The organism is Rhodoferax sp. PAMC 29310, from assembly GCF_017948265.1.
In the GTDB taxonomy this organism is placed as follows: Bacteria; Pseudomonadota; Gammaproteobacteria; order Burkholderiales; family Burkholderiaceae_C; genus Rhodoferax.
In genome coordinates, this window is record NZ_CP072852.1 from 3,071,963 (window position 1) to 3,098,035 (window position 26,073).

A 26,073-nucleotide genomic window follows, 5' to 3' on the forward strand; every position below is an offset into this window, starting at 1 on the left:
AATGTGAACATTGCCTTTTGAGACGCCGCGAGCGAAACCCCCACCTCATGCTGCAGGCTCACAACCTGACTACCCACGTTGGCACAGCGCCCAAGCGGATGGTGCTTTGATGCAGGGCGCTTTCTGCACACCACTCATTTCGATGTGCGTCTTTTGTTTGAGAATACCCATGTATGCCCCGCCACATCGCCCTTAGAACGTTCCTGATCGGCGCCTTGCTGGTCGTTTTGCTGCCCATCATGATCGCCAGCGGTTGGTTCTTTTACCGCTCCGCGCTTGACGCCACCGAGCAGTTTGCACAACAAATCGCAGATGATGTGTCAGGCCGTGTGCGCGAAAAAGTGATTGCGTTCTTTGATATCCCATTGCGGGTCGTGACCTTTAATATCGAGCAAGCCAAAGCGGGTTATCTGAATTACGCGCAGCCTGAAGAACTCATGCGTCAATTTCTTCTGCAAATTCGTCAGCAGCCGCAGCTGACTTTTGTCTCCATGGGAATGATTGACGGCCAGTACTATGCGGGCAGTCGCCCCCCCCTCGGAGCAGACGGTGATTTTCGCATGCTGCGTGCCCGCATCGCGGACAACCGCGCCATGGAGGTTTTTCGCGTCAATGACGTGAGCAAGCGTGGCGACCGCATATCGCACAGCGATATCCATTTCGACTCACGTATTCGCCCTTGGTACAAGTCTGCCATCTGGAATGGTGGATTGGCGTGGTATGCGCCTTACCGATACATGATTGAGGATGAACAATCCGCTTACACGGCGATGGGAATGGGCGTGTCGGCACCCGTGTTTTCCGAGAGCGGCGTCATGGTGGGCGTCACCAGTGCCGACCTGGCCCTGTCCCAAGTCAGCGACTTTCTGAAGCTGGTTGTAAGCGAATCGAACAGCATTGCCTTTCTGGCCGACTCCGCCGGTGAACTACTGGCCACCTCTACCGCCGAGCCCACCTTTCATCTGGACGCCAACCGCAACGACTATCGGGTTAAAACAGCCAACAGCATAGACCCCATCCTGCGGGTGGTGGGGGAACGAATTCGAGATACCGCCGCTGCTGAGGGCAACCAATTCATCACCGTCAATGGCACCCGTCATTTGGCCCGCTGGTGGACGCACCAACTTGCTAACGGGCCTGAGCTGACCATGGGGGTTGTTCTGCCAGAAAGCCAGTTCAACACTCCTCTGCATGGCATCGTTCGCAATGTCGTCTCACTCACACTGGCCGTGATGATGGCAGCGGTTCTTTTCGCAATTTTTGTCACGAACCGGGTGGTGCAGCCCTTGTCATCGCTGAGTGGCTGGGCAGCCCGCCTGACACAAGGCGACTGGAGTGCCGCCCCACCCAAATCCAGTCCTATTCGTGAGCTGACCGGACTCTCTGCCGCCATGGGGGTCATGGCCGGGCACTTGAAACAACATGCCGACAGCCTGGAGCACGAAGTGGCTGAACGCACCATCGAACTCAAGGAAGCGCTGAGCGTCATTGAGCAAGCACTAACCGATGAACGTCAGTTCATTGCCATGCTGTCACACGAAGTGCGATCGCCGCTGGCAGTGATTGACACCGCAGCACAGTTGCTATCCTTTCGATTGAAGGACGATCCTGCCCAACTTGCCGTGGCAGAGCGCATCCGCCGGGGGTCTGCTCGAATCGCCAATTTTTTTGATAACTGCCTGACTCAAGATCGGATCGACAGTCAAAATTTTGGCGTCCAAACAGCGCCTATTGATGTCATACGCATGCTGTTATGGGTGACGAATGGCGGTGCGCAGTTGACCACCAACCAGCACTTTGACATCAATGTATCGCATGATTTGCCAACGGTGCACGGTGATGAGGTTCTTCTGCGCATCGCGCTGACCAACCTGCTGTCCAACGCCTTCAAGTATTCACCTGAAGGGACGACGGTGGAACTGCAGGTCTGGGCTGACAAGGAACACTGCCATTTTGCGGTGAATGACTATGGTGTTGGTATTCCAGACGAAGAGGTCGAGTTGATTTTCCACAAATACCGCCGCGGACGCGCCGCAGAAGGCAAACCTGGCGCAGGCTTGGGACTGGCCCTGGTAGAGCGCATCGCCACACTGCACGGAGGAAGCGTCCATATGTCTCGGCGCGAACCGGTCGGCAGTCGGTTTGTCTTAAGCATTTCCTTGCTTGCTCCGCCTACCGCCTAAACTGAAGCTCATGAAAACGCCAAAACCCCGCATTGCCATTGTTGAGGACGACGTCGATCAGTTGCATTCCATTGAGGAATTTTTACTGGATGCTGGGTATACGGTTTGGGGGGCAGGCAGCGCAGAGTCTTTCTATCGAAATTTCATGGTCAACCCCGTGGATGTCGTGATTCTGGACGTCGGCCTGCCGGGTGAAAGTGGCCTGTCTGTGGCCAAACTGTTGATGGACCGACCTGAGGTGGCGGTCATCATACTGAGTGCTCGGGATGCTCTCAATGACCGCTTGTTGGGGATGCGCTCCGGGGCTGATCGCTACCTGATTAAGCCTGTCAGCCTGCTTGAACTCGCCGCGAACATCGATGCGGTTGGCAAGCGCCTGGTGCTGCACTCAGATGAGCTAAATCGTTCTCCTTCCGATCTCTCAAAAGGACCCTGGACCTTGGCAACCCAAGACTGGCAACTCGTCTCACCACAGGGCATGGTGCTGCCTCTGACCACACACGAGTTCGCCCTACTGAACTGTCTGATCCGCTCGCAAGGCAAGGTTGTATCCAAGCAGGATTTGATCACACAGATCCAGGGCGCACGCGCACAAAATGGCAATGAGCGCTTGAACTTGCTGGTGGCCCGCCTGCGCAAGAAAGCCAGCGACATGCTGACTGAGCCGCTGCCCCTCAAAACGGCCCATCAACTGGGTTACGCGTTCACGGCGCACGCCCGTTTATCGCAAGAAAAGAATTCTGTCTAGGGCCATTGGGCGTACGGGATATCCCGTATGAAAGATGACAGAAAATGAAAGAAATTGAAGCTGCGTGAAGGGGGATTTTGCGAAAAACTCGAGGTGTTCTTTTGCACACATGAGGAATCCACCATGCTACGTCGTCACATCCTTCAACTATCCGCCTTGGGTGCTCTGCCCTCTTCACTGGGACTGATTCAGTCTGCTTTTGCCCAGTCAACAAACGCCATTCAATTTGGTTGTCCAGTTCCTGTGTCGGGTGCATTTGCCGCCAACGGCAAATATGCTGACTTGGGTATGAAGCTGGCCATAGAGCAATACGGCACCGCTCTCAAGCGGCCTCTGGCCTACACCTTGCTCGACACAGAGGGCAAACCAGCCACGGCCATTCGCAAGGTTCAGGAAGCTGCACAGCAACAAGGAACACGATTTTTTGCAGGCGGTATTTTGTCGTCCGAAGCCCTCGCGATGGGCAAGGAGGCCGAAAAAGCCGGCGCCATTTTCATCACCACAGCAGGTGCCGATGAAATCACGGGAGCCGACTGCAATGTTGCCACCTTCCGTTGGTCAGTGCCCACCTTTGGTGCCATTGAGCAGACGGTGCGCCCCCTCATTGAATCCATGCCCAAAGCCAAGCGCTGGTACACCATCACACCGCAGTACGTGTTTGGTGATGGCTTGCTGTCAGCAGCAAAAAACATCTTCAAAGAAAAAGGAATCGAGCATGTGGGCAACAGCTACCACTCGCTCGCCGAAAAGGAATTCAGCGGCTACATCACCAACGCCTTGGCAGCCAAGCCCGATGTTCTGCTGCTGCTGAACTTTGGTGCCCAATGCGCTGACACCTTGCGTCAAGCGGTGAGTTTTGGCATGAACAAGAACATGACCATCTTGGTCGCTTGGGCTTCCGGCTTGGAGCAGTTTGAATCGCTGGGCGCCGACCTGTGTGAAGGCATTTACTTTGGTGCGCAGTACTGGCATACCGTGGACTCCGAGCTGAACCGTGATTTGGTGAAGCGCTCCAACGCTGTATTCAAATCCAACCCCAACTACAGTCTGGCGGGTTCCTACACCTGCACCAAGCTGCTCATCGACGGCATCATCAAGGCGGGAACCGTTGAGCAAAAAGCGGTTATTGCTGCGCTTGAAGGCATGAAGTACCAAGGTTTGACGGGCGAAGAAGAGGTTCGCAAAGCTGACCACCAAGTGGTCAAAAACTACTACTTGCTTAAAGGCAAAGCGAAATCCAAAATGAAGAACAAGGACGACTATGTTGATGTCCTGAGCTCTGGCAAATCATTCCTTCCGATTGACCAAACAGGCTGCAAACGGACCTGACCGTTCACCCGTGGCTCAGCGCGGTGTCGCGCTGAGACCCACTTCTGCATTTCCCGCTCGAAGCGCTGTCCAGCGCTTTGGGAGTGCTTCATTTCTGCATTAGACATCGCATGAACATCTATCTACTTCAGATCATCAACGGGATCGGCATCGGCATGCTGTACTTCTTGTTGGCCGTCGGTTTGTCCATCGTTTTTGGTTTGTTACGCTTTGTCAATTTTGCCCATGGCGCCTTCTATTTACTGGGCGCGTATTTTTGCTATCAGCTGACGCAGTGGGGCGTAAGTTTCTGGTGGTCCTTGATCGTGTCGCCGCTGGCTGTCGGTGCGATTGGCTGGCTGGCTGAGAAGCTGATCCTGCGCCATGTGTATAACAAGGCCCACGAATTTCATATCGTGGTCACAGTCGGTTTGGCGTTGGTCATTCAGGAACTGGTCATCTTGCAATGGGGCCCGCTGGGTGGCAACGTACCCGTGCCCGATTTGCTTCAAGGCGTGGTGATGTGGGGCAATTTCATCTATCCCAAATACCGGCTATTTGTGATTGGTTTCACCGCAATCCTCGCCGTCCTGTTGTGGTTTGTCCTAGAAGGCACTCGGCTGGGAAGCGCCGTGCGCGCCGGCAGCGAGTCAACGGAGATGGTGTCATTGCTGGGCATTAACGTTTTTAGAATTTTCAGTCTCGTCTTTGCATTGGGTGCGGCCACAGCCGCTTTGGCAGGTGTGCTGGCTGCACCGATTCGCGGGGCTGAACCATTTATGGGGATCGAGGCGCTAGGTATTGCTTTTGTCATCGTAGTGGTCGGAGGTCTGGGAAGTTTTAGTGGCGCCTTGTTGGGGGGGCTGCTGATTGGTGTGGTGCAAAGCGTGATGAGCACACTGTGGCCAGAAGGCGCGCGTTTGATGATTTACATCGCCATGGCAGCCATCTTGTTGCTGCGTCCCCATGGCTTGCTCGGTCGCAAGGAATAGCCTCATGAAAAAAAATACTCACCTTCTCTTGGCCTTGGTTGCTGTGCTGCTGATGCCCGTTTTGATGCAATCCGGCTCTTTAGCCAGCGAAGTCCTGATCTTCGGTTTGGCTGCCATGGGTTGCAACCTGTTGCTGGGATTCACTGGGCTGCTGTCATTTGGTCAAGGCATCTTCTTTGGCTTGGGCAGTTACACCATTGCACTCACCTTGACGCGCTGGCCATTGCCGATGCCTCTGGCGCTCACCTTGGCAGTTGTCGTGGGCGCGTTAGGTGCCGCGATTGTGGGGTGGGTGGCCATTCGTCAAAAGGGGACGTATTTCGTCATGTTGACGCTGGCTTTCGCCCAGATGTTCTATTTCGTCGCCTACACCGCGACCGACATCACGGGCGGTGACAACGGGCTGCTGGACATCCCTCGCCCGAGCCTGTCCGTCTTCGGTCACGTGCTGTGGCCATTGGTCTCGCCATGGCAGTTCTACGGTTTTGTGGCCGTGATCTTCATGGCGGCGTTCTGGTTGCTGCTCAAAGTATCACGCTCAACCTTTGGGCGCACCTTGCTTGCCGTGCGTGACAACGAGGAGCGCGCAGGCGCCATTGGCTACAACCTCAAACTACTGAAGCTGCAGGCTTTTGTGATTTCGGGCGCGGTCACCGGCTTGGCCGGTGCGCTGCACGCCATGATGACCGGCATTGCGCCACTCTCCAATGCGGAGTACCACACCAGTGAAATGATTCTGGTCATGACCGTCATTGGAGGCACTGGCAATCTGTTTGCCTCAGTGCTGGGCTCGGCCTTCTATTTGCTGCTGGGTGATTGGCTCTCCACCTTGTGGCCGCGTTGGCTTCTGTTGCTCGGAATGGTGCTCATTGCCATCAGCTTGTGGATGCAACGTGGCCTCTGGGGCTTGGGCGAAAAGCTCTGGGGAATGGTGCGCAACAAATGGCGTTCTGTGAGTAGAAAAGGAGAACAAGCATGAGCTCGCCCATCTTGCTAGAAGCCATTGGCATCGAAAAGTACTACGGTAAGTTTGCCGCATTGGGTGGCGTGGACCTCAAGGTGCGGGCCAACACGGTGCATTCCGTGATCGGTCCGAACGGCGCGGGTAAAACAACGCTGTTTCATATGCTCACGGGTACCAAGTCTGTCAGCGGCGGTCGCATTTTATTTGACGGACACGACGTCACCAACGAGCCTGACCATCGCCGCGTGCAACGGGGCATTGCCCGCTCCTTCCAAGTCACGAGCCTGTTTCTCAGCCTGTCGGTGCGTGAGAACTTGCGACTTGCAGCGCAGGGCACGTCACCCAACACGGCTCTGAATTGCTGGCACGAACCTGAGGGCACTCGCTCACGCGCAGACATTGTTGCCAACGTGTTGGCCAAGTTAGGACTGGAGAGCTTTGCCACGGTGCCGGCCGGTAATCTGTCCCATGGGCAACAACGCCGATTGGAAGTGGGCATGGCCCTGGCTGCGCGCCCCAAAGCCATTTTTCTGGACGAGCCGACCTCAGGCATGGGGATTGACGACCTGGAAGACATGAAGCATTTCATTAAGAGCCTGCGCGACGAGCACACCGTGGTGCTGATCGAACACAACATGAACATCGTGATGGATATTTCAGACACTGTGACCGTGATGCAACAAGGTCGCGTCTTAGCCGAAGGGCTTCCCCATGAAATTCGCAGCGACGACCGCGTGCGCGCCGCTTACCTGGGCAACATGATTACGGGGGGGAAAGCATGATTTTGGACATAGAAAACGGCCACGCCCATTACGGCAAAAGCCATGTGCTGCAGGGCGTCACCTTGCAGGTCAACGAAGGTGAACTGGTCACACTGCTGGGGCGCAACGGCGCCGGTAAAACCACCACCCTCAAGTGCATTGTGGGCGTGCTGCCGCCAACACAGGGCGGCATTCGGTTTTGCGGGCAAGCCATTGCAGGCCTACCCTCACACCTCATTGCCCAGCGCGGCATTTGCCTGGTGCCAGAGAGCCGAGGCATCTTCAAGTTGCTCACAGTGGAAGAAAACTTGCTCTTGGGTCAGCGCAAAAGTTCGCCTTGGCAACTCGACGACGTGTACCGAATCTTTCCTCGCCTCAAGGAGCGTCGCAAAAACGGCGGCGCTCAACTCTCAGGGGGTGAGCAACAAATGCTGGCCATTGGGCGCGCCTTGATGAATGACCCGAAGTTGCTCATGCTGGACGAGCCGGTGGAGGGTCTGGCCCCCGTGATCGTGGAAGAAATTGTGGCGCAGCTCAAGACCATCAAGGCGGCGGGCGTGGCCATCTTGCTGGTGGAACAGAATTTGGAAGTTTGCACGCAACTGGCGGATCGGCATTACATCATCGAGCAAGGCGCCATTGTTTACAGCGCAGACAACGCTACCTTTTTAGGGGATGTGGCCGTCAAGGACCGATACCTGGGTGTTGGTTTGGTTTAATTTGAGAAGAGATGAAATTGGAGACACACATGAAGATTTTGATTGCTCGGTTGAACCACGAAACCAACACCTTCTCGCCCGTGCCCACGCCGCTGCAAGCCTTTTCCCCCACGTATGGTGAGGCAGCCTACCGCGACAACTTTGGCATGCGCACCGCCATGGCGGCTTTCATTGATTTGGCAAAAATTGCCGGTGCCACGCTGATAACGCCGCTCTCCGCCATGGCCAACCCCAGTGGCCCCGCGCAAGCACAGGCTTACGACGAACTTACGGAGTGCATCGTGAGCGCGGCGCCTGGATGCGACGCCATTCTGCTCGACCTGCATGGCGCCATGGTCGCCGAAAACAGCACCGACGGTGAAGGTGACTTGCTGGCACGCGTGCGTGCCGCCGCGCCGGGCGTGCCCATTGGCGTGGCGCTGGACCTGCATGGCAACATCACCCAAAAGATCATAGACAACGCGGATGTGGTGGTGGGTTTTAAAACCTACCCTCACGTGGACATGTACGAAACGGGCGAACATGCGGGTCGCCTGCTGCTGGCGATGCTGCAAGGCAAAGCGCGCTACACCGTGCGCTGGCACCAGCTACCCCTCATGAGTCATACCCTGCGCAGCACCACCCTCAACGGTGCCATGCAACGTGCGGTGCAAGCCGCCACGGCGGCCGAGTGCGTCAACGTGCCTGCCGTGACCGTCTTCGCCGGCTTTTCTTTGGCGGATATTGAAGCGCCCTGCGTCAGCGTGGTTGTAACCAGCGCGGCCACGCCACAAGGGGTGATTGAAGCGCAAGCCGTCGCGGATCAAATCGCGAAACAAATCTGGGCCGACCGTACAGAGTTTGTGTATGACAGCGAGCCACTGGTCAGTTCGATGGAACGGGCGCAGGCGTTGGCCGTGGGAGCCAGTCAACCCGTGCTGCTGCTAGACCACAGCGACAACTGCATGTCTGGCGGCACCTGCGACACCATGGATGTTCTGCAGGCGGCACTGGCGCAGGGGTTGCAAGACATTGCCGTGGGCCCGCTGTGCGACCCCGAGGCGGTTGATACCTTGATTCAAGCCGGCATGGGTGCAGAGGTCAGCCTCGCCTTAGGCAACAAAGTGGCGTTGACGCAGTTGGGCATTGTCAAACAACCCATGGTGGTACGAGGCACGGTGCGCGCCATCAGCGACGGCGCATACACCGTGACCGGGCCCATCTACACCGGCCAACGCTGCACCATGGGCCGCACCGTGCTGTTCGACATTGGCACGGCGCAGATTGTGGTGACTGAGCGCCCTCACGAACCCTGGGACCTTGGCGTCTTTCAATGCGTCAGCTTAGACCCGAGCGCGCATCACTTTGTTTTATTGAAATCGCGCATGTACTGCCGCCCCGTCTTTGAGCCCCTCGCACACGCCTTGGTTGAGTGCGACAGCGCGGGCGTGACCAGCTCGGATTACTCGCTGTTTCCGTTTGTCCACGTGAAACGCCCGGTGTTCCCCCTGGATCAACTTTGACTTTCATTTTGCAACTGCCGACAAGGTCACCATGAACACAGCCATCACCCCCGGCATCGACACCCTGCGCATCAACGGCGAACGCCTGTGGGCCTCGCTCATGGAGCTGGCCCAGATTGGTGCCACGCCCAAAGGCGGTGTCTGCCGCTTAACCCTCACCGACCTGGACAAACAGGGCCGCGACCTTGTCTTGCGCTGGGCGAAAGAGGCCGGCATGACCGTCACCATCGACAAAATCGGCAACGGCTTCATGCGCCGCGCCGGACGCAACAACAGCCTGCCCCCCATCATGACGGGCAGCCACATCGACACGCAACCCACCGGGGGCAAGTTTGACGGCAACTACGGCGTCTTGGCAGGCATTGAGGTGGTGCGCACGCTCAATGACCACGGCATTGAGACTGAAGCGCCGATTGAAGTGGCCTTCTGGACCAACGAAGAGGGTTCGCGCTTTGTGCCGGTGATGATGGGCTCGGGCGTGTTCGCCAAAGCCTTCTCGCTGGAAACCGCTTACGCCGCCACCGACACCGAAGGTAAGTCGGTGGGTGACGAGCTGAAGCGCATTGGCTACATCGGCGACCAAGAGCCGGGCGACCACCCGATTGGTGCTTACTTTGAGACCCACATCGAGCAAGGCCCGGTGCTGGAAGACAACGATGTCACCATTGGCGTGGTCAGTGGTGTGCTCGGCATTCGCTGGTTCGACTGCACCGTCACCGGCATGGAAGCCCATGCCGGCCCTACCCCCATGGCACTGCGCAAAGACGCGCTGCAGTTGGCCACCCACATCATGCAAGAGACGGTCGCTGCCGCGCTGCGTCACGCACCGCATGGCCGGGGCACGGTGGGTATGGTGCAGGTGTTTCCCAACAGCCGTAATGTGATTCCAGGTCGGGTCAAATTCAGCATTGATCTGCGCAACGCCACCGATGCGCTGGTGGACCAGATGGCCGACGAGGTGAAAGCCTTTGCCGCCAAGCTGTCCAAAGAGACGGGGATGGAGGTGAAGATTGAGCCGTCATCGAGCTACTCCGCCATCAGTTTTCACAAAGACTGCGTGGACGCCGTGGCCCGTGCCGCCAAAAAGCTGGGTTACTCCAACATGCCCGCCGTCTCCGGCGCCGGACACGACGCGGTCTACATGGCCAGCCTCGCACCCGCCGGTATGATCTTCATCCCGTGCAAGGACGGCATCAGCCACAACGAGATTGAAGACGCCAAGCCCGAGCACATCACGGCCGGGTGCAATGTGCTGCTGCATGCGATGCTGGAGCGGGCCAAGGTGGTGTGACCGATACAAAGAAAGGAATGAACTCTATTGGTCTCTAGCCGTTTACCCACAGGCGTTTTTCGCTCCTAATTCAGGAGCTAATAGCAACAACAAGAGCTACGCTAACGCCAGCTCCGCCATCTTCACCGCGCCCTCAAAACTGCGGGCACCGCCAATGAAGAGGTTGAGGTGGCAGAACACGCTGTCTGGCACGCCGTTCACGGCGGCCAACTCACCGTCGCGCAGGCCGGACCAGCTCTCGGGCAGGTCCAGGCGGGCGGAGAAGGAGCCTGACTCAACCGGCACGGTCTTGATTTGATACTGGCTGCCCTCCGAGTCGGGGTAGATCACGAACATCACCTCGGGCATTTCGTCGACCACCACACGGGTCCAGGGCATGCCGCCCTCGGCCAGATGCAGGACGCGGCCTTCCAGCAGACGGGGCGCGTTGCGTACGGTGTCCATGGCGCGAATCTGGGCAATATTTTTGCTGATGGCGTGGTCCAGAAACTTGCGCGTGATGGCAATCGCCTCGCGAAAGCGGGTTTCCAGCAGCTGCGCTTTGGCGGCACCGTCCAGGCCCTGTTCTTCCAGCCAGTGGGTGTTGAGCTGGGCGATGAGGGAAGAGAGACCGAAGATGCCGGGGGAAACATCGGCTTGGCCTGTGTCAACCAAGTCCATGTACTGCACCAGTGAGTGGTCAATGGAGCGCACCACGCTGGCCACCGCCGCCTCGTCCAGGGGTTGGCTGTGGCTGGCCGCCCAGGCTTGAACATAAGCGTCACCATAGGCGGACCACACCAAGCCGGCGCTGGCGTAGCCCACGCCGGGAACGGTTTTTCCGTCCACTTCATGACTTGGACGGGCGCCCTCAAAGCCGCGTTGATGGTGATCAAAGCGGCCGGTGGCAGCGTCCCAGGTGCCGCCCACGTCGACCACAAAGTCAGCGGCCTCGATCAGCTCATGCTTGCGGGTGCGGATGAGCGTGTGTGACGGGAAAACCCCCATCAAAACGCCAACGCCGAAAACGTCGTCAGCATGAAAAGTGCCACTGTGGGTGGTGATGTTGATAATTTTGGTGGTGTCAGTCATGCGGGGATTTTAAGGAGGCGAGATCCCGAGCGTATGAACGGGGTCGCGTGATCAACTCAGGAGTCTTCAGCCAAATCGACTCGTGCCCCTTGTACGTCCTACACAAAACGCTTCCAAATCAATAGCGAGTTAAGGCATTCCACGACTGATTGCCATACGCCGCAACAAGCGGGCCAAGCGCCGTGGGTTTTGCACACCCGCGGCAACCACTGGCCATTCAGCCCTCAAAGGTCATCAACCCAGATGATGACCAAAAAACCGCAGCGTGCGGTCCCAGGCCTGCTGGGCCCACACCGGGTCATATTGCGTGGCGGGAATGCGACCTGGCCCGACGGCGGTCTCATTGGCGAAAGCGTGGTGGGCGAGGTAGCGGTGAAAGTCGAAGACCGTGCCAGCGTCTCTCAGTTTGGCCTCCAGCGCGTCCACCGTGTCAATTTTGAAGAACTCGGCTTGCGTTGCCCAATGCGCTTGCAAGGGCGCGCGGATTTTGCTGGCGTCGATGTATTCCAGCGGCGGGCAGCCGTACCAGACCACGCCGGCATCAATTTCGGGCGACTGGGTGAGCGCCAACAACGTCAGCGCGCCGCCCATGCAAAACCCGGTGACGCCGACCTTGGGCGCGCGGGTTTTGAGGAACTGCACCGCACCCCGTATGTCTTCCGAGGCGGCGTCGGCAAAGTCCAGCCCGGTCATCAAATGGTGGGCCTCTTCGGCCTCCAGGGTGGATTGGCCGCGGTACAGATCGGGCACCAGCGCCTGGTAGCCGGCGCTGGCCAGGCGGTCGGCCACGCCTTTGATCTGTGCATTCAAACCCCACCACTCCTGGATCACCACCACAGCGGGTGCGCTACGGGCCTGCGCAGGCTCGGCGAGATAGCCCAGAACGGTTTTTCCGTCAGGTCGTTGATAACTAACCATGGATGCCATTTGCATTGTCTCCGGTTGATTGGTGGCAGTAAGGCCCGCCACGTGTCGCGTTCGTTAAATGCCCGCGATCACGGCCTCGATCTCGGCAAAGGTGCGGGCGATTTCATGAGTGTGCAGCGGCACGCCGAGTTGGCGCGCAATTTGGGAGACCGAGAAGATGCCCAGCAACACTTGCTGACCCTCCGGGCTTTTGCCAACGACCAGGGCATGAGCGCGGCCATCGGCCTTGAGGGTGGCCACAATGTCACCGACCACGGCGTGCTTGACGTCGTTAATGGCCAGCGCTTCCATTTTGTCCACAGGCACCATGACGTCTGCAATGCGCAAATCGCCTCGTTGGCAGCGGCGTTTTTGGGCCGTCAGCACCGGTTTTTCGCCCAGCACGTCGACGGAGGTGGCTACGCCAACAATGCGGTTGTGCTCACCGACTACCAGCAACAAACGCACACCCCGTGCCAACATTGAACGGTTGGCACCATCCAGCGTGGCTTCAGCAAAAATGGTGGCTGAGGGCACCTTGGACAGGTCGGTCATGGCGTCAGTCGCAGGGGACTCAACGGTGACGTGGGGGGGATTGAACGCCCCCATCAAGTAGCAACCGCTTGAAGAAATCTGGGCTTGCGCCAGAGGACGGAAGGTGGTGGTCTCGCTCATGTTTCGCCTTGGTTTGTAAAGTCAGACAAATGGTAGTACCAATCCGTCCGCAAGCAAACCCCGTAAGCCCGGCGCGGGTCGTCTTTACCTCCCATTCACATAGGCAGGCGCGACACGGGCCGGGTAATCCCGCCGCCGATCCAGGCCAGCGCGCCAGGGGGTCATCCGCCAAGCGCTTGAGGCCGTCGTTGGACTGGTTGGCCCCGGTCACGCCCAGACAGCTTAACTCTTCGGCCAATGCCAAGCCTTTGCCCGACGGGAACAAGATGGCGACTTTGAGGCGGGTCACAAGGCCGAGCTTCTTGTGTTCATTTATTCAGCAGATCGGGCCAGACCCTCATCAATGAAGAACAAGCCACTCCGAAAATCAGAGCGAATCAATGACTTTGCGTTTTCCCAGACGGCCCAGCTGCTGAGCCACCCAGCCATGACCACTGACGAGCACGATGCCAATCATCACAGGCACGGCGCCCACCAGAAAGCTGGGTTCGATGCGCTCGGCCAGCAGCCAGGCACCAAAAACAATGCCAAAGAGCGGTGTGAGAAAGGTAAACACCCCTAAGCGTGAGGCCAGATACTGGCGCAAAAGCCAGAACCACACCAGAAAACTGGCAAACGACACCACCAAAGTATGAAACGCCAGACTGGCCCAGACCGCCGGTGTGAAGTTGACGCTCGCTTGGCCAGTCAGCCAGGCCATCCCTGTCAAGAGCACAAAGGCGCCAACCAGTTGGTACAACAGGGTCTGCGTGGCGGGGGCTCTGGCCAAAGCGGACGAACGCACGACCACCGTAGTGGCTCCCCATGCTATGGCAGCGAGTAACCCCAAGAAGTCGCCCCACAACATATTCACGGGAGCCGGGCTTGTACTCTGGGTACGGCCGAAAAAGGCGATTGCAATGCCGGCAAAGGCCAGGAAGATGCCAACCCATTGCAGTGCGCCCAGGCGCTCGGCGGGCAGACGCCAATGAAGGCCCAGCGCCGCAAAAATGGGCGCGGTATACAGAAACACCACCATGTGCGAGGCGCTGGTGTGGCGCAACCCTTCACCCACCAGCATGAATTCCAGGCCAAAGAGCAGGCCGACCACCACGCCGGGACGCCAGGTGCCGTCGGCACGGCTCATACGCTCGCCACGGGCCAGCATCAGCAACCCCACCAGCAAGGCTGCCACGCCCGAGCGCAGGGCAATCTGCATCACAGGTGAGATGTCGCCCGCTGTGGCCTTGAGCACCACTTGCTGCATGCCCCAGATGACGCAAAGCACCAGCATGAGGCCAACCGCCCGCCCGTCGAGCGCCTTGCGCGAGTCCATGGATTTCCTTTGTGCTGATTAGATCGAGTAGGGATTATTAACCTGGCAGCTTTGAGTGATATAGCGAATAATTGACAGGTCATAAGCCCAAGGCGACAAACCATGCCGATTCTTTCTCCCAAGCTGGAGGTGCCGCTGTCCAGCCCGGATCTGCCCTTTCCCATCATGTTTCGCAGCGCCCATGTGCCGGCGGGCGGGCTGTACCCGCAGCACCGGCATGCCTGGGGTGAGTTCGTGTACTCGTTCAGCGGCATCATGGAGGTGAAACTGGCCGACCGCCATTACCTCGCCCCGCCCCAGTACGGCGTGTGGCTGCCGCCGGAGGTGACGCACATTGGCTTGAACCGTTTTGAGGCGGTCCACTGCTCGGTCTACATCACGCCCCCCGTCTGCCAGGCCTTGCCACGCAACCCCTGCGCCCTCACCGTGAGCCCGGTGGTGCGCGCCCTGCTGGACCACCTGCGCCAACAGCCAGCGCCCCAATCCGGCCCTCCGCCACCCATCTCCGAACAAGAGGGCCGCCTGCTGCAGGTGCTGGTAGACCTGTTGGCCCAGGCCCCTTGTGCCGGCAGCTACCTGCCCACCTCGGACGACCCGGCCCTGAGCGCGCTATTGCGCCAGTTGGAGGCCCACCCCGGCGACAACCGCAGCCTGGCCGCGTTGGCCCACACCATTCACACCACCGAACGCACCCTGATGCGCCGCTGCCAGCGCGACCTGGGCATGTCGCTCAACGAATGGCGCCAACGCCTGCGCGTGATCAAGGCCATGACGCTTCTGGAAGCTGGCCAAACCGTAGAAACCATTGCGCTGGATCTGGGCTACGGCGGCGCTTCGGCCTTTATTGCCATGTTCAAACGCCTGATGAGTGCCACGCCAGACGAATACCGTCGGGGCGGTGTCGGGAAATTTTTGGATAAAAATGGGCAATAGCCCCCGCTGTATTTGCACAAGCCGCTATAAATCAGATAGCTGCGCATTGAACTAAACGGAGTCTCACTATGCTCGATTTGCTCGTCACCCACGCCACTCTGCCCGATGGTCGCACCGACATGGCGCTCGGAGTTCAGGACGGAAAGTTTGTTGAAGTCAGTGCTGGCTTCCACGCAGAGGCTCATGAAACTTGGGATGCTCTGGGACAACTGATCAGCCCGCCATTCGTCGATGCCCACTTCCACATGGACGCCACGTTGAGCTACGGCCTGCCCCGCGTCAACCAGAGCGGCACCTTGCTGGAAGGCATTGCCTTGTGGGGCGAGCTCAAACCACTGCTCACCCAAGACGCGCTGATGGAGCGGGCACTTACTTATTGCGACTGGGCTGTGGCCAAAGGCTTGCTGGCGATTCGCACCCATGTGGATGTGTGTGACCCGCGCCTGCTGGCGGTGGAAGCGTTGCTGGAGGTTAAGCGCCAAGTCGCACCCTACCTGGACTTGCAGTTGGTCGCTTTTCCGCAAGACGGCGTGCTGCGCGGCACACACGGGCCACAGCAACACATGGACAACCTGAAACGCGCGCTGGACATGGGCGTTGACGTGGTGGGCGGCATTCCGCACTTTGAGCGCACCATGGCGGACGGCGCCCTGAGCGTGAAATTGCTGTGCGAACTGGCCGCCGAGCGCGGCCTGCGTGTGGACATGCACTGCGATGAGTCCGACGACCCGATGTCGCGCCATGTGGAAACACTGGCTTTTGAGACCCAACGCTTGGGCCTGCACGGCCGAGTGACGGGCTCGCATCTGACCAGCATGCACAGCATGGACAATTACTACGTGAGCAAGCTGTTGCCCCTCATGGCAGAGGCGCAGTTGCACGTGGTGGCCAACCCGCTCATCAACATCACCTTGCAAGGTCGCAACGACACCTACCCCAAGCGCCGGGGCATGACCCGCGTACCCGAGTTGCTGGCCGCAGGGATCAACGTCGCGTTTGGGCATGACTGTGTAATGGACCCCTGGTACAGCCTAGGCAGCGGCGACATGCTGGAAGTTGCCCTCATGGGCCTGCATGTGGCCCAAATGACGAGCCAGGCCGCCATGCGTCAGTGTTTTGACGCAGTCACTGTGAACCCTGCCAAGGTGATGGGGCTGGACGGCTACGGCCTGGCAGTGGGCTGCCATGCAGACTTTGTAATGCTGCAGGCCCGCGACCCGGTGGAAGCGCTGCGCCTGCGCGCCACCCGTCTCAAAGTCGTCCGTCGCGGCCAACTACTGGCCCAGACACCACCCGCCACCAGTCAACTGAACCTGCCGGGCCGCCCACCCCAGTCGTCGTGGATGACACCGCCCATGGGCTGAGACAAATCACATACCGGGTCATATTTCACGAAACGTCGGCTAACAGCCCCTATTGGGGGATAGACAGGCCGAATAAGTGGGACTACCCTTGATACCAAGGGTCAATACCGTTGACCAGCAGAAAGCTTCTATGTTCGGTTTCCTCAAAAATCGCGCGCGCACCGCTCCGCCGCAGTCTCACCCGGTGTCGCAAAGGTCGACCCTTGCTCCGTCGCAGGAGCCAAGCAGTTCGATTTCCAGCAATGACGTTCGGGTCGAACTCGTTCGGGCCGTTCTGAAGGACACCATGCGGGCCCATGGCCTGCCCTCTGACTGGCTGCGCTGTGAGGTGCACACATTGCCCGGCGCCAAAACCAGCGGCGCTCTGCATATCCGCATCATCATGAACAAGTGGAGCGGGACGCTGCTGAAATACACCATGGCGATGGAGCACCTGATCCTGACCGGTCTGGACCGGTACGACCCCGCCGTGGACCACTCTGGCTATTCAGTGAGTTGGCAGTTTTCCAAGGAATGTGCATGCCCCTTCCCGACGATGCCCGCGCCAGAGACTTGGAGCAAGAAGAAAACACCCGCCCCAAAGATTGCGGACACCGTTGACTTCTTTGACCGTCGCCAGCAGGCTCGCCAATCCGGGTCGGTGAGCGACCGCGGATCCAAGGTACCCCAGTTGGACCCCAACTACGCCTCACCCTCTTACGCGGACACCACCCTGTCCCAGCCCTGATTGCCACTGGTCAAGGGTGTCCAGGTTAGGTCAGCGGCCCAGTGGCGGAGGGGGACAAGCCTTTGGCTTGACGGATTCGAGCCAGCAAACCTACCTGTAGTGCATCAGGTGCTTTCACCATTACCTCGACCTGCATTTGGGCCCTAATCAGACGGTCAAGAGTCTCTATTTGAGGGGTCAAGGGCCCCAGAAAGCGGGGCTCATCGCCCACCCCCACCAACAGCGTGGGAAAGTTGTCAATGTCCAATGGGTGCAGCAGGTCGGCCTCGTCTTCCACATCGATCCAGAGGAACTCGACGCCCGGGAAGCGGGCCTTGACCTCGTCAAAACGACTGCGATAGTCGCGGCAAACACCGCACCACTCGGCGCACAGGCACACCACAAGAACAGATTGAGACGCAACGGCCACTGAAGACATCATGGCGCGCTGCTCTCACGCACCCATGTTCATCACTGCTCAGCGAAGGCGCGTTCGACGACGAAGTCGCCCGGCTTGGTGGTGTTGCCCTCAATGAAACCACGCTTTTCCAGCATGTGCTTGAGGTCACGCAACATCGCCGGGCTGCCGCACAGCATGACACGATCGGTAGCCGGGTCCAGCTTGGACAGGCCCAGGTCGGCTTCAATCTTGCCCGATTCCAGCAAATCGGTCATACGACCCTGGTTGCGGAAGGGCTCACGAGTCACCGTGGGGTAGTACAGCAACTGGTCGGTCACCATCTCACCCAGGAACTCATGGTTGGGCAAGTCATGCAAGAGGTAGTCGTGGTAGGCCAGTTCAGCCACTTCACGCACGCCATGCACCAGCACGACCTTTTCAAAGCGTTCGTAAGTGGCGGGGTCACGCGCCACGCTCAAGAACGGCGCCACGCCGGTACCGGTACCCAGCAGGTACAGGTTTTTGCCGGGCAGCAGGTAGTCAATCAACAAGGTGCCCGTGGGCTTACGGCCCACCACAATCTTGTCACCGACCTTGATATGCTGAAGACGCGATGTCAACGGGCCGTCTTGCACCTTGATGCTCAAAAACTCAAGGTGCTCTTCGTAGTTGGCGCTGACGATGCTGTAGGCACGCAGCAAGGGCTTTCCGTTTTCCTGGCGCAGACCGATCATGGTGAAGTGCCCGTTGGAGAAACGCAGCGTCGTGTCACGTGTGGTGGTGAAACTGAACAGGCGATCGGTCCAGTGGTGGACGCTTAAAACGGTTTCTTCAAGAAATGCACTCATGACTGTCTTTGTAAAAATTCAAAAAATCGGAACAACCTTCAGGTGTAACACCTGAGCACTGACAAACCGGCCACGCGCTTGGTTTGTTTTTTCATATGGATATGCGTTTAAGTTAGCTGGACAGGCCACAGCCTCTTAGCATCAACGCCACCACATGGTCTGTGGCTCGGGCGTAATGCGCCTCCTGCAAACTCTCCACACCCAACACCGCACTCACCTGCACATCAAAATCAGCGTAGGTTTGCGTCGCCGCCCAGATGCTGAACAACAGGTGGGTTGCGTCCACATGGGCCATTCGCCCTGAGGCGACCCAGCCGTCAATCACGGCGGCCTTGGCTTTAACCATGTCACGCAGCTCCGTCATCAGCAGGGTTTTGACCACCGGCGCGCCATGCAACAACTCATTGGCAAATACTTTGGAGGCGTGCGGGCGCTTGGCTGAAAGGTCCATTTTAGCCCGTATGTATTGCTCAATGGCCTGGGCGGGATCAGCCTTGGGGGTGATGGCGTGCAGCGGTAACAACCAATCTTCAAGGGTGCGGGCCAGCACAGCACGATACAGGTCTTGCTTGCTGCCGAAGTAGTAATGCAGATTGGCCTTGGGCAGACCGGAGGCCTCGGCAATGGCGGCCATGGTGGCGCCACCAAATCCGGCGCCGGCGAATACGCGTTCGGCGGCGGTGAGAATCAGGATTTCATTGGCTTGGCGAATCTGGCCCTTGCTGGGCTCATCAGGCGTCACGCCGGAGCGGGTCAGGGATTTGGGGGGCATGTCCAAAATGATAGTCTTGATTCATGGCCGCAGATCTCCGGCCACCCCACATTGACCCGCCCCTCGACACCCTTGCGGTTGAAAAGGAGGCGGGTAAGTGCGCCTTACTTGGTCGCAGCGTCCCACACCACGTGGGTGTAGGCAGCCTTGCCCGGGTCTTTCTTGATCACGGGTGAACTGCCAGCTGCCAGCAATACTTTCACAGTTCGCTCATATGCGGCGGGCTCCAGATAGCCCATCTTGGCAGTGCCTGCAGTGGTGATCAACTTGGCCACGTTCTCCATCTGGCGCTTTTGAACTTTCTCGGTAGCGCTGCCCGACATGTCGTTGGCCACCACAATCTTGGCCGCTTCAGCCGGGTTCTTCACGGCGTCATTCCAGCCTTTGAAGGTGGCCTTCAAAAACTTGCCCATTCGCGCCACGAAGGCGGGGTCCTTGAGCTTGTCTTCCATCACATACAAGCCATCTTCGAGCGAGGCCACGCCTTCTTTTTCATAGAAGAAGGTCACCAGATCGCTTTCCTTGACGCCCGCATCCACCACCTGCCAGTACTCGTTGTAAATCATGGTCGAGATACAAGCGGCCTGATTTTGCAGCAACGGGTCCACATTGAACCCCTGCTTCATGATCTTGATGTCCTTCTCCGTGTTGTAACCGAGCTTGGCCATCCAGTTCAGGAAGGGGTATTCGTTGCCACCGTACCAAACACCCAGGGTTTTGCCCTTGAAGTCTTTGGGTGACGTCACACCGCTTGATTTTTTGCAGGTCAGCATCAAGCCGGACTGATTGAACACCTGGGCAATGTTGACTAGCGGCACACCGGCTTCCCGTGCGGCCAGCGCATCGGGCATCCAGTTCACCACCACATCGGCCTGGTTGCCGGCAATCACTTGAACGGGCGAGATATCAGGGCCACCGGGTTTGATGATCACATTCAGCCCTGCGTCTTTGTAATAACCCTTGGCCTGCGCCACGTAGTAGCCCGCGAACTGCGCTTGGGGCAGCCATTTCAATTGCACCGTGACCTTGTCGGCGGCGGTGGCAACGCCACTGGCCGTCACACCGCATACCGCCAGCACCGCGGCCAGCAGGCTGTTTGTGATCTTCGAAGAACGAATCATAGAGAGCTCCTAGGGTTGGGGAAAGAAACAGTCAGTTCAGGCGCACTGACCAAACGACAGAAACAAGGTCATGCGTCACGTACCGACGGGTGCCAGAACGCCGCACGACGCTCCAGCTTCACCAGCAAAACATAGGCGAGCGAACCGGTGATGGCCGACACCACAATCGCGCCCCAGACCAGTGACATATTCATCTTGGCCGCCTCCGTGGAAATACGAAAACCAAGCCCGGTGGTGGGTGAGCCAAAAAACTCCGCCACGATGGCGCCAATCAGCGCCAGGGTGGCGTTGATTTTGAGCGCGCTGAACATAAAGGGCAAGGCCGAGGGCAGGCGCAGCGCCAGCAAGGTACCGGTGTAGCTGGCGGCGTAGCTGTACATCAACTCCCGCTCCAGCTTGCCGGAAGCCTTCAAGCCCGCCAGCGTGGACACCAGCATGGGAAAAAAGGTCATCAACACCACCACCGCGGCCTTGGACGGCCACTCAAAGCCAAACCACATCACCGCAATGGGCGCGACCGCCACCAAAGGAATGGTGCTGGTGAGCGAGGCCAGCGGCAACAAGCCTCGCTGCAGAAAAGGCATGCGGTCAATGGCCACGGCCACGGCAAAACCCAGGCCAGAGCCCAGCGCCCAGCCCACGAGCACTGCCTTGAGCACGGTCTGCACAAAGTCGCCCCACAGGAGGTCGCCGTGCTCAAACATGGACAGGGCAATGGTGCTGGGTGGGGGCAAGAGCACCCGGGGCACATCAAAAGCCATGACCAGCAGTTGCCAGAAGTAAATAATCCAAAGGCCAAACAAGGCAGCGGTCATCGTGCCGTCCATGCGGGAGCCATCCAGACCAGCAACATAGCGAACTGACAGTACCGCCCATACGCCCAAGCCCACGGTGAGCAACCAGAACCCAGCTGAAGGCGGCGCTTGGCCTTTGCCGACGCACAGGGCCATCAAGACCGCAGCACCAACCAGCCCCGCAAGCGCAAAGCCCGCAGTGAAAGACCTTGACCGCATCATGCTTGCCTCCGATGGCGCAGAGCCAATCGTTCAACACCCGCGACCACGGTGGTTAAAGTCAAACCCAGCAGAGCCGACATCACCAACGCCGACCAGATCTGGATCGTGTTGCCATAGTAGGAGCCGGTCAGCAGTCGCGCTCCAAGGCCCGCCTGGGCGCCGGTGGGCAATTCGGCCACCATGGCGCCCACCAAACCGGCGGCAATGCCGACACGAAGCGCGGGAAACAAAAAGGGCAAGGCCGCTGGCAAGCGCAGCAGCCACAAGGCTTGCCAGGGCGACGCCGCGTAGGTGTGCATCATCTCGGTTTCAATTCGCTGTGGAGAGCGCAAGCCCTGCACCATGGCCACAGTGACGGGGAAGAAGCACAGGTACATGGCGATCACCGCTTTGGGCGCGACGCCCGAAAAACCCAGGCTCCCCAAGATGACCAACACAATGGGCGCAATGGCCAGCACAGGTACGGTTTGCGACGCCACAATCCACGGCAAAAGGGCGCGGTCCAGGGTGCGGGAATGCACGATGCACACAGACAACACCAGCCCCAGTGCGGTGCCCATGACAAAGCCCCACAAGGTGGACTCGGCGGTGACCGCCACATGAAACATGAGATTGCGCGGCGAATTCAGGGGCCAATCCACCAGACTGGACCAGAAGTCCTGTGCCACCTGATGCGGCGCGGGCAATACCGGCCGGTCCATTGAGAGCGTGGCAGACAGAAGGTCTTGCCAGCCCCAGGCACCACCTTCGGGCATGACGCGCTCGATGGCGCCCGGCGCATTCATCGCCCATGCGCCCAAATACCAAGCCACCAAGACAACCGCCATCACCACGACCACGGGAATGCCGTGGTGGCGGAACTGGGCCAGTCGTTGTTGCATTGGCGAGTCAGTCATGGTGCCCATCGGCCAAAGCCTCTCGAACTGCATGTGCCATTTCCACAAATTCGGCGGAGTCGCGCAAACCCAGATGGCGCTCATCCGGCAGTGAGGATTCAATCACTTTGGCGATTCGCCCCGGCCGAGGCGACATGACCACGATACGGGTGGCGAGGTACACCGCCTCGGAAATGGAGTGCGTCACAAACACCACGGTGCGGCGCTCGCGCTGCCAGAGCTGTTGCAGCTGCTCGTTGAGCCGGTCGCGGGTGATCTCGTCCAGCGCGCCAAAGGGCTCGTCCATCATCAAAATTTTGGGCTCAAACGACAAGGCCCGGGCAATTGACACCCGCTGCTGCATGCCGCCTGAGAGCTGCCAGGGGTATTTGCTCTCAAAGCCGGTCAAACCAACCCGCTCCAGATGCTGCAGGGCAATGGTTTTCGCCTCGGCTTTAGGGCGCCCCTGAATGTGCAGCGGCAGCATGACGTTGGCCAGCACCGTGCGCCAGGGGAACAGGGCCGGGGCTTGAAACACATAACCGTAGGCGCGCGCCTGGCGCGCCTCATGCGGCGACACACCGTTGACCAGCACCTCACCGGCACTGATTTTTTCCAGGTCCGCAATCACGCGCATCAGCGTCGTCTTGCCACAGCCTGAGGGGCCAATCAGGGCGACAAACTCGCCCTCGTGAATCTGGAGGTCAATGTCGCTCAGCGCATGCACTGGCGCGTTGGTCTGCGCGCCGTAGATCACGCTGGCGTTGCGCACTTCCACCGCCACTCTGGGCGAAGCGCTAGGGTTCAAAGGGGACGGCGAGAGTTCAGGCTTGTTCATTGACACGTCAAAATGGACCGCGCTGCACCACATGAGTGCAACGCCGAGAATAAGTTAACCGATTGGTCAATTTATTCTATAGACCAAAGCGAGTTTCGTGCCACCAACATGCTCAGGGTTTACACCCTCATGAAGTGCCGTCCAGCGCACCCGTCGAGGCGACAGCAGTGATCTCTGAGAACAGCGAGCCGCAAGTGGCGGTTGAGCCAGACAGGCCTCCCACAGTCGCCACGGGTCCGGCTGTGTTCAGCGCGCCCGAGTCTGCGCGGCAAGGCGTCTCCGATGTGCCGCGCACGCCCGCCGCCTTGCAAACAGGAGCGGTTAGCGAGAACAAGCCGGTGTTGCTCAAAGTCACTGCGCAGCCGCAACGCGCTCAGCCCGGTGACGCCATCAAGGCGGTGGAAAACATGATTGAACGTTGGAGCAAGGCGTGGTCTGGGCAAAACGTTCTAGCCTATTTGTCCCATTATTCGCCCGGATTTCAGCCGTCAGGCGCCAGCGACCGGCCTGCTTGGGCGACCCAGCGCATATCGCGGTTGGCGGGACCCAAGTTCATCGTCCTCACCTTACAGGATGCATGAATCGACCAAGTGGACTCCGGCCTGATGCGAGTGCGCTTTCGTCAGACCTATCGATCTGACCTCTATTCCGATGCGGTGCTGAAACAACTCGAACTTGAGAGGACGGCGGGGAGTTGGAAAATCCTGCGAGAAACCGTCCTCCCATGACACACCGTTGCTTCTCAGCGTCTGGCCAGTTCGGGGTTTGACGCGGGCACGGTGGGAGGCGTACTCACATCGGTAAAGCCCACGCGCCCGAAAAACGGCAGGCGCAGCGCCGGGCGGTTGAAATCGATGCCGAAATTCAGGCCCAACACATTGAACTCCAAGCCCTCCTCCAGCCCCAAGCTGACACCGAGCAAACCCAGCAGACCGATTTGCACGCCAGAACCAGACGACGACACGCCGACCGGACTCGACAACGGCCGATAGTCTTTTCCAATGGCGTTGGGTGGCAGGTCCAACTTGAGCGCCTGCACCTCGCGCCCAATATGGGCCAAGAAGGTGTTGCTGTTGGGACCAGGGTAGCTGCGGTATTCGTGGGCAAAGGGGTAGCTGACTACGGCCGCCTCGACGGCGTCAATCATGGCCTCCACCCCCTCGCCCCGGTGGTCCACCAGCAGCTCCGGGGTCGATCCGTACCAGAGCCCGTCAGGCACGGCGTAGTTACGCTGCACCACATCCGGGGAGCGCCAGCCGACCACGTCATAGCGGGTGTAGGCGGTCTCGCCTTTTCGCTTGTAAATGATCCACGGGTGAACCGCAAAGTAGGCCCGCCAGCCGTAGGTTCGTGCGGCGTAAATCTGCACGATGGGCACGTCCACCAACTGGACCGGATCGGGTGCGATGCCGGCCGAGTGGCGAGGGGCAGTCGCCCAACTGCCGCGCGGGGCAGCGCCGGTGGCAGCGTCCGGAGCGTCGTGGGCGAATCCGGCTTGCACTGCCAGCACCAAACAGGCCACCAGACCGGCGCGAATCAAGGGGAAGGAGGTTTTAAGCATGGCCCATTGTCCGGGAGCTGGATAATTTTTGCAGCGAGCACGCAATTCAAGACGCACGCCGTGGCTCGGGCGTCATAGACCTTGCGCTGCACCTAAGGTAGCAGCGCCTTCGCCGCCTCGATGCGCAAACGCATCTCCACCGCCGGGTCATTCATCACCGACAGCAAGAAGCGCCGGGGGTCGATTTCCGTGTTGGTCGGAGCAGTTGCAGCCCCCGAATTTCCACCCGTTGTTGCCACCGGCAACGGTGCGGCGGGCGTGTCGCTCAGCCCCAACTCCTGCTTTGTCCGTGCAAAGTCCGCCACCGAAATACTTTCCAGACGGCTCAGCAATTGGGCCTGGGCGTCGATGCCGGGTCGCACATCCAGCCATGGCTCGTCAGCAAACATGCTGGCCAAACCGGGCGCCACGAAAGCAGACCAGCGCCCAGTCGCCCCCTGAAGCGCGGGGACCAGGCTGGCGTGCCGGGCCGGCGGCGTGGCAGACGGCTCCGCCACGGGCATGCGTTGAACATGGCGCGCGGGAACGGTGCCTAAAAATCGCTGACACAGCGCGGCCAAAAACGTCTGCGCTTGCAAGACCGACACTGGCTCTGCCAACGAGAGCCACACCTGGAAACCCGTCCCGCCCGACACCGCAATGGCCGGTGTGGGCAAATCCAGCTCGTCCTGTATGCCTTGACACAACGCGGCCACTGCGGCCCACCCCGCCGGTTGCGCCACGTCCACCACCATGGCCCGCACCTGCCCCTGCGCGTCGATCAACGCATCGACCCCGTCGGCGGTATTCGGGACGAGGTAGAGGCGACGCTGTTCCGCTTGCAGTCGGTTCATGGTGGTGTGGGCTTTGGGTTGAGTGAGCATTGAGTGGGCGTTGGACTCTACTCGATCCACGATGACCAACAAAGTTGCCGAAGTGGAAACCTGAAGAACGAAAACCACTGCTATTTATGTCGATATTTTTTACAACCGAAAAAAGTGCAACTACTCACTCTTTGATTTCGCTTGTGAAGGTTAAATGGTACAAGAATTGCTTTCTGTTACAAATAAGTTTCAACAAGAAAGTAGATCGATGAATTTTTCAAAGTTTTTGGCCATTGCATCTTTGTCGTTGCTCGGCCTGAGCGCTCAAGCCACCCCGGTGCCTGATCCGGATCCGTTCGGATAAACGGCGACCGCTATTGGCTTTTCGCTGCGCAACGTCG

At 59.0% G+C, this 26,073-nt stretch carries 26 protein-coding genes; 13 read left to right on the forward strand and 13 right to left on the reverse strand.

Going from position 1 to position 26,073, the window contains the following annotated elements:
• Nucleotides 1-173: 173 nt before the first annotated feature.
• The 9 genes from J8G15_RS14295 to J8G15_RS14335 all read left to right on the forward strand — a co-directional run bounded on the left by J8G15_RS14295 (nt 174) and on the right by J8G15_RS14335 (nt 10,468).
• Nucleotides 174-2,183 carry a sensor histidine kinase gene (locus J8G15_RS14295; protein ID WP_210542857.1) on the forward strand — a complete coding sequence of 670 codons (2,010 nt, stop codon included), beginning with the start codon at nt 174-176 and terminating at the stop codon, nt 2,181-2,183.
• Nucleotides 2,184-2,193: 10 nt separating this feature from the next.
• Nucleotides 2,194-2,931 carry a response regulator transcription factor gene (locus J8G15_RS14300; protein WP_210542859.1) on the forward strand — a complete coding sequence of 246 codons (738 nt, stop codon included), beginning with the start codon at nt 2,194-2,196 and terminating at the stop codon, nt 2,929-2,931.
• Between the two features lie 123 nt (nt 2,932-3,054).
• Nucleotides 3,055-4,260 (forward strand): ABC transporter substrate-binding protein, encoded by a 1,206-nt coding sequence (locus tag J8G15_RS14305; RefSeq protein ID WP_210542860.1) that lies wholly within the window; start codon nt 3,055-3,057, stop codon nt 4,258-4,260.
• A gap of 110 nt (nt 4,261-4,370) precedes the next feature.
• Nucleotides 4,371-5,231 carry a branched-chain amino acid ABC transporter permease gene (locus J8G15_RS14310; RefSeq protein WP_210542861.1) on the forward strand — a complete coding sequence of 287 codons (861 nt, stop codon included), beginning with the start codon at nt 4,371-4,373 and terminating at the stop codon, nt 5,229-5,231.
• Nucleotides 5,232-5,235: 4 nt separating this feature from the next.
• Nucleotides 5,236-6,210, forward strand: coding sequence for a branched-chain amino acid ABC transporter permease (locus J8G15_RS14315; protein WP_210542862.1), 975 nt, complete (start codon nt 5,236-5,238; stop codon nt 6,208-6,210).
• Entirely contained in the window at nt 6,207-6,977 is a 771-nt protein-coding gene (locus tag J8G15_RS14320; protein ID WP_210542863.1) for an ABC transporter ATP-binding protein, read from the forward strand. The genes J8G15_RS14315 and J8G15_RS14320 overlap by 4 nt, the downstream gene beginning before the upstream one ends.
• Entirely contained in the window at nt 6,974-7,675 is a 702-nt protein-coding gene (locus tag J8G15_RS14325) for an ABC transporter ATP-binding protein (RefSeq protein WP_210542864.1), read from the forward strand. Before J8G15_RS14320 ends, J8G15_RS14325 begins: the two co-directional genes overlap by 4 nt.
• A 29-nt stretch (nt 7,676-7,704) precedes the next feature.
• Nucleotides 7,705-9,177, forward strand: coding sequence for a M81 family metallopeptidase (locus tag J8G15_RS14330; RefSeq protein ID WP_210542865.1), 1,473 nt, complete (start codon nt 7,705-7,707; stop codon nt 9,175-9,177).
• Nucleotides 9,178-9,208: 31 nt separating this feature from the next.
• Nucleotides 9,209-10,468, forward strand: a complete 1,260-nt coding sequence (locus tag J8G15_RS14335) for a Zn-dependent hydrolase (protein ID WP_210542866.1) — start codon at nt 9,209-9,211, stop codon at nt 10,466-10,468.
• 96 nt (nt 10,469-10,564) lie between these two features.
• Here the strand turns inward: J8G15_RS14335 and J8G15_RS14340 are convergent, their stop codons facing one another.
• The 4 genes from J8G15_RS14340 to J8G15_RS14355 all read right to left on the reverse strand — a co-directional run bounded on the left by J8G15_RS14340 (nt 10,565) and on the right by J8G15_RS14355 (nt 14,435).
• On the reverse strand, nt 10,565-11,539 hold the full coding sequence (locus tag J8G15_RS14340) for an MYG1 family protein (protein WP_240538306.1): 975 nt from the start codon (nt 11,537-11,539) through the stop codon (nt 10,565-10,567).
• Between the two features lie 234 nt (nt 11,540-11,773).
• Nucleotides 11,774-12,457: a dienelactone hydrolase family protein gene (locus J8G15_RS14345; protein ID WP_210547600.1), complete on the reverse strand. Its 684-nt coding sequence runs from the start codon at nt 12,455-12,457 to the stop codon at nt 11,774-11,776.
• 63 nt (nt 12,458-12,520) lie between these two features.
• Complete coding sequence (locus J8G15_RS14350) at nt 12,521-13,120, reverse strand: CBS domain-containing protein (RefSeq protein WP_210542868.1); 600 nt, start codon at nt 13,118-13,120, stop codon at nt 12,521-12,523.
• Between the two features lie 367 nt (nt 13,121-13,487).
• Nucleotides 13,488-14,435: a DMT family transporter gene (locus J8G15_RS14355; RefSeq protein WP_210542869.1), complete on the reverse strand. Its 948-nt coding sequence runs from the start codon at nt 14,433-14,435 to the stop codon at nt 13,488-13,490.
• A 102-nt stretch (nt 14,436-14,537) separates the two neighbouring features.
• Between J8G15_RS14355 and J8G15_RS14360 the strand changes: the two genes are divergently transcribed.
• The 3 genes from J8G15_RS14360 (at nt 14,538) to J8G15_RS14370 (ending at nt 17,459) form a co-directional block, all read left to right on the forward strand.
• Nucleotides 14,538-15,368 carry a helix-turn-helix domain-containing protein gene (locus J8G15_RS14360; RefSeq protein WP_210542870.1) on the forward strand — a complete coding sequence of 277 codons (831 nt, stop codon included), beginning with the start codon at nt 14,538-14,540 and terminating at the stop codon, nt 15,366-15,368.
• 68 nt (nt 15,369-15,436) lie between these two features.
• Nucleotides 15,437-16,732: an amidohydrolase family protein gene (locus tag J8G15_RS14365; protein ID WP_210542871.1), complete on the forward strand. Its 1,296-nt coding sequence runs from the start codon at nt 15,437-15,439 to the stop codon at nt 16,730-16,732.
• 130 nt (nt 16,733-16,862) lie between these two features.
• Nucleotides 16,863-17,459 carry a hypothetical protein gene (locus J8G15_RS14370; RefSeq protein ID WP_210542872.1) on the forward strand — a complete coding sequence of 199 codons (597 nt, stop codon included), beginning with the start codon at nt 16,863-16,865 and terminating at the stop codon, nt 17,457-17,459.
• A gap of 25 nt (nt 17,460-17,484) precedes the next feature.
• On the opposite strand, the gene J8G15_RS14375 is transcribed toward J8G15_RS14370, so the two are convergent.
• From J8G15_RS14375 to J8G15_RS14405, 7 genes are all read right to left on the reverse strand, one after another.
• Complete coding sequence (locus J8G15_RS14375; protein ID WP_240538307.1) at nt 17,485-17,880, reverse strand: thioredoxin family protein; 396 nt, start codon at nt 17,878-17,880, stop codon at nt 17,485-17,487.
• A 29-nt stretch (nt 17,881-17,909) separates the two neighbouring features.
• Nucleotides 17,910-18,686 (reverse strand): ferredoxin--NADP reductase, encoded by a 777-nt coding sequence (locus J8G15_RS14380; protein ID WP_210542873.1) that lies wholly within the window; start codon nt 18,684-18,686, stop codon nt 17,910-17,912.
• 112 nt (nt 18,687-18,798) lie between these two features.
• Nucleotides 18,799-19,458, reverse strand: a complete 660-nt coding sequence (locus J8G15_RS14385; protein WP_210542874.1) for a TetR/AcrR family transcriptional regulator — start codon at nt 19,456-19,458, stop codon at nt 18,799-18,801.
• A 104-nt stretch (nt 19,459-19,562) separates the two neighbouring features.
• Nucleotides 19,563-20,579, reverse strand: coding sequence for an ABC transporter substrate-binding protein (locus tag J8G15_RS14390; RefSeq protein ID WP_210542875.1), 1,017 nt, complete (start codon nt 20,577-20,579; stop codon nt 19,563-19,565).
• Between the two features lie 68 nt (nt 20,580-20,647).
• Nucleotides 20,648-21,595: an ABC transporter permease gene (locus tag J8G15_RS14395; RefSeq protein WP_210542876.1), complete on the reverse strand. Its 948-nt coding sequence runs from the start codon at nt 21,593-21,595 to the stop codon at nt 20,648-20,650.
• Nucleotides 21,592-22,491 (reverse strand): ABC transporter permease, encoded by a 900-nt coding sequence (locus J8G15_RS14400; RefSeq protein WP_240538308.1) that lies wholly within the window; start codon nt 22,489-22,491, stop codon nt 21,592-21,594. Before J8G15_RS14400 ends, J8G15_RS14395 begins: the two co-directional genes overlap by 4 nt.
• Nucleotides 22,484-23,308 carry an ABC transporter ATP-binding protein gene (locus J8G15_RS14405; RefSeq protein ID WP_210542877.1) on the reverse strand — a complete coding sequence of 275 codons (825 nt, stop codon included), beginning with the start codon at nt 23,306-23,308 and terminating at the stop codon, nt 22,484-22,486. Before J8G15_RS14405 ends, J8G15_RS14400 begins: the two co-directional genes overlap by 8 nt.
• A gap of 167 nt (nt 23,309-23,475) precedes the next feature.
• Between J8G15_RS14405 and J8G15_RS14410 the strand changes: the two genes are divergently transcribed.
• On the forward strand, nt 23,476-23,889 hold the full coding sequence (locus J8G15_RS14410; RefSeq protein ID WP_210542879.1) for a hypothetical protein: 414 nt from the start codon (nt 23,476-23,478) through the stop codon (nt 23,887-23,889).
• A 161-nt stretch (nt 23,890-24,050) separates the two neighbouring features.
• Here the strand turns inward: J8G15_RS14410 and J8G15_RS14415 are convergent, their stop codons facing one another.
• On the reverse strand, nt 24,051-24,869 hold the full coding sequence (locus J8G15_RS14415) for a DUF3750 domain-containing protein (RefSeq protein WP_210542881.1): 819 nt from the start codon (nt 24,867-24,869) through the stop codon (nt 24,051-24,053).
• 92 nt (nt 24,870-24,961) lie between these two features.
• Nucleotides 24,962-25,702, reverse strand: a complete 741-nt coding sequence (locus tag J8G15_RS14420; protein ID WP_210542882.1) for a hypothetical protein — start codon at nt 25,700-25,702, stop codon at nt 24,962-24,964.
• Nucleotides 25,703-26,073: the final 371 nt, after the last annotated feature.

Coding starts and splice junctions, on each gene's coding strand:
- J8G15_RS14295 (WP_210542857.1), top strand. CDS start 174: ATGCCCCGCCACATCGCCCTTAGAACGTTCCTGATCGGCGCCTTGCTG.
- J8G15_RS14300 (WP_210542859.1), top strand. CDS start 2,194: ATGAAAACGCCAAAACCCCGCATTGCCATTGTTGAGGACGACGTCGAT.
- J8G15_RS14305 (WP_210542860.1), top strand. CDS start 3,055: ATGCTACGTCGTCACATCCTTCAACTATCCGCCTTGGGTGCTCTGCCC.
- J8G15_RS14310 (WP_210542861.1), top strand. CDS start 4,371: ATGAACATCTATCTACTTCAGATCATCAACGGGATCGGCATCGGCATG.
- J8G15_RS14315 (WP_210542862.1), top strand. CDS start 5,236: ATGAAAAAAAATACTCACCTTCTCTTGGCCTTGGTTGCTGTGCTGCTG.
- J8G15_RS14320 (WP_210542863.1), top strand. CDS start 6,207: ATGAGCTCGCCCATCTTGCTAGAAGCCATTGGCATCGAAAAGTACTAC.
- J8G15_RS14325 (WP_210542864.1), top strand. CDS start 6,974: ATGATTTTGGACATAGAAAACGGCCACGCCCATTACGGCAAAAGCCAT.
- J8G15_RS14330 (WP_210542865.1), top strand. CDS start 7,705: ATGAAGATTTTGATTGCTCGGTTGAACCACGAAACCAACACCTTCTCG.
- J8G15_RS14335 (WP_210542866.1), top strand. CDS start 9,209: ATGAACACAGCCATCACCCCCGGCATCGACACCCTGCGCATCAACGGC.
- J8G15_RS14340 (WP_240538306.1), bottom strand. CDS start 11,539: ATGACTGACACCACCAAAATTATCAACATCACCACCCACAGTGGCACT.
- J8G15_RS14345 (WP_210547600.1), bottom strand. CDS start 12,457: ATGGTTAGTTATCAACGACCTGACGGAAAAACCGTTCTGGGCTATCTC.
- J8G15_RS14350 (WP_210542868.1), bottom strand. CDS start 13,120: ATGAGCGAGACCACCACCTTCCGTCCTCTGGCGCAAGCCCAGATTTCT.
- J8G15_RS14355 (WP_210542869.1), bottom strand. CDS start 14,435: ATGGACTCGCGCAAGGCGCTCGACGGGCGGGCGGTTGGCCTCATGCTG.
- J8G15_RS14360 (WP_210542870.1), top strand. CDS start 14,538: ATGCCGATTCTTTCTCCCAAGCTGGAGGTGCCGCTGTCCAGCCCGGAT.
- J8G15_RS14365 (WP_210542871.1), top strand. CDS start 15,437: ATGCTCGATTTGCTCGTCACCCACGCCACTCTGCCCGATGGTCGCACC.
- J8G15_RS14370 (WP_210542872.1), top strand. CDS start 16,863: ATGTTCGGTTTCCTCAAAAATCGCGCGCGCACCGCTCCGCCGCAGTCT.
- J8G15_RS14375 (WP_240538307.1), bottom strand. CDS start 17,880: ATGATGTCTTCAGTGGCCGTTGCGTCTCAATCTGTTCTTGTGGTGTGC.
- J8G15_RS14380 (WP_210542873.1), bottom strand. CDS start 18,686: ATGAGTGCATTTCTTGAAGAAACCGTTTTAAGCGTCCACCACTGGACC.
- J8G15_RS14385 (WP_210542874.1), bottom strand. CDS start 19,458: ATGCCCCCCAAATCCCTGACCCGCTCCGGCGTGACGCCTGATGAGCCC.
- J8G15_RS14390 (WP_210542875.1), bottom strand. CDS start 20,579: ATGATTCGTTCTTCGAAGATCACAAACAGCCTGCTGGCCGCGGTGCTG.
- J8G15_RS14395 (WP_210542876.1), bottom strand. CDS start 21,595: ATGATGCGGTCAAGGTCTTTCACTGCGGGCTTTGCGCTTGCGGGGCTG.
- J8G15_RS14400 (WP_240538308.1), bottom strand. CDS start 22,491: ATGACTGACTCGCCAATGCAACAACGACTGGCCCAGTTCCGCCACCAC.
- J8G15_RS14405 (WP_210542877.1), bottom strand. CDS start 23,308: ATGAACAAGCCTGAACTCTCGCCGTCCCCTTTGAACCCTAGCGCTTCG.
- J8G15_RS14415 (WP_210542881.1), bottom strand. CDS start 24,869: ATGCTTAAAACCTCCTTCCCCTTGATTCGCGCCGGTCTGGTGGCCTGT.
- J8G15_RS14420 (WP_210542882.1), bottom strand. CDS start 25,702: ATGAACCGACTGCAAGCGGAACAGCGTCGCCTCTACCTCGTCCCGAAT.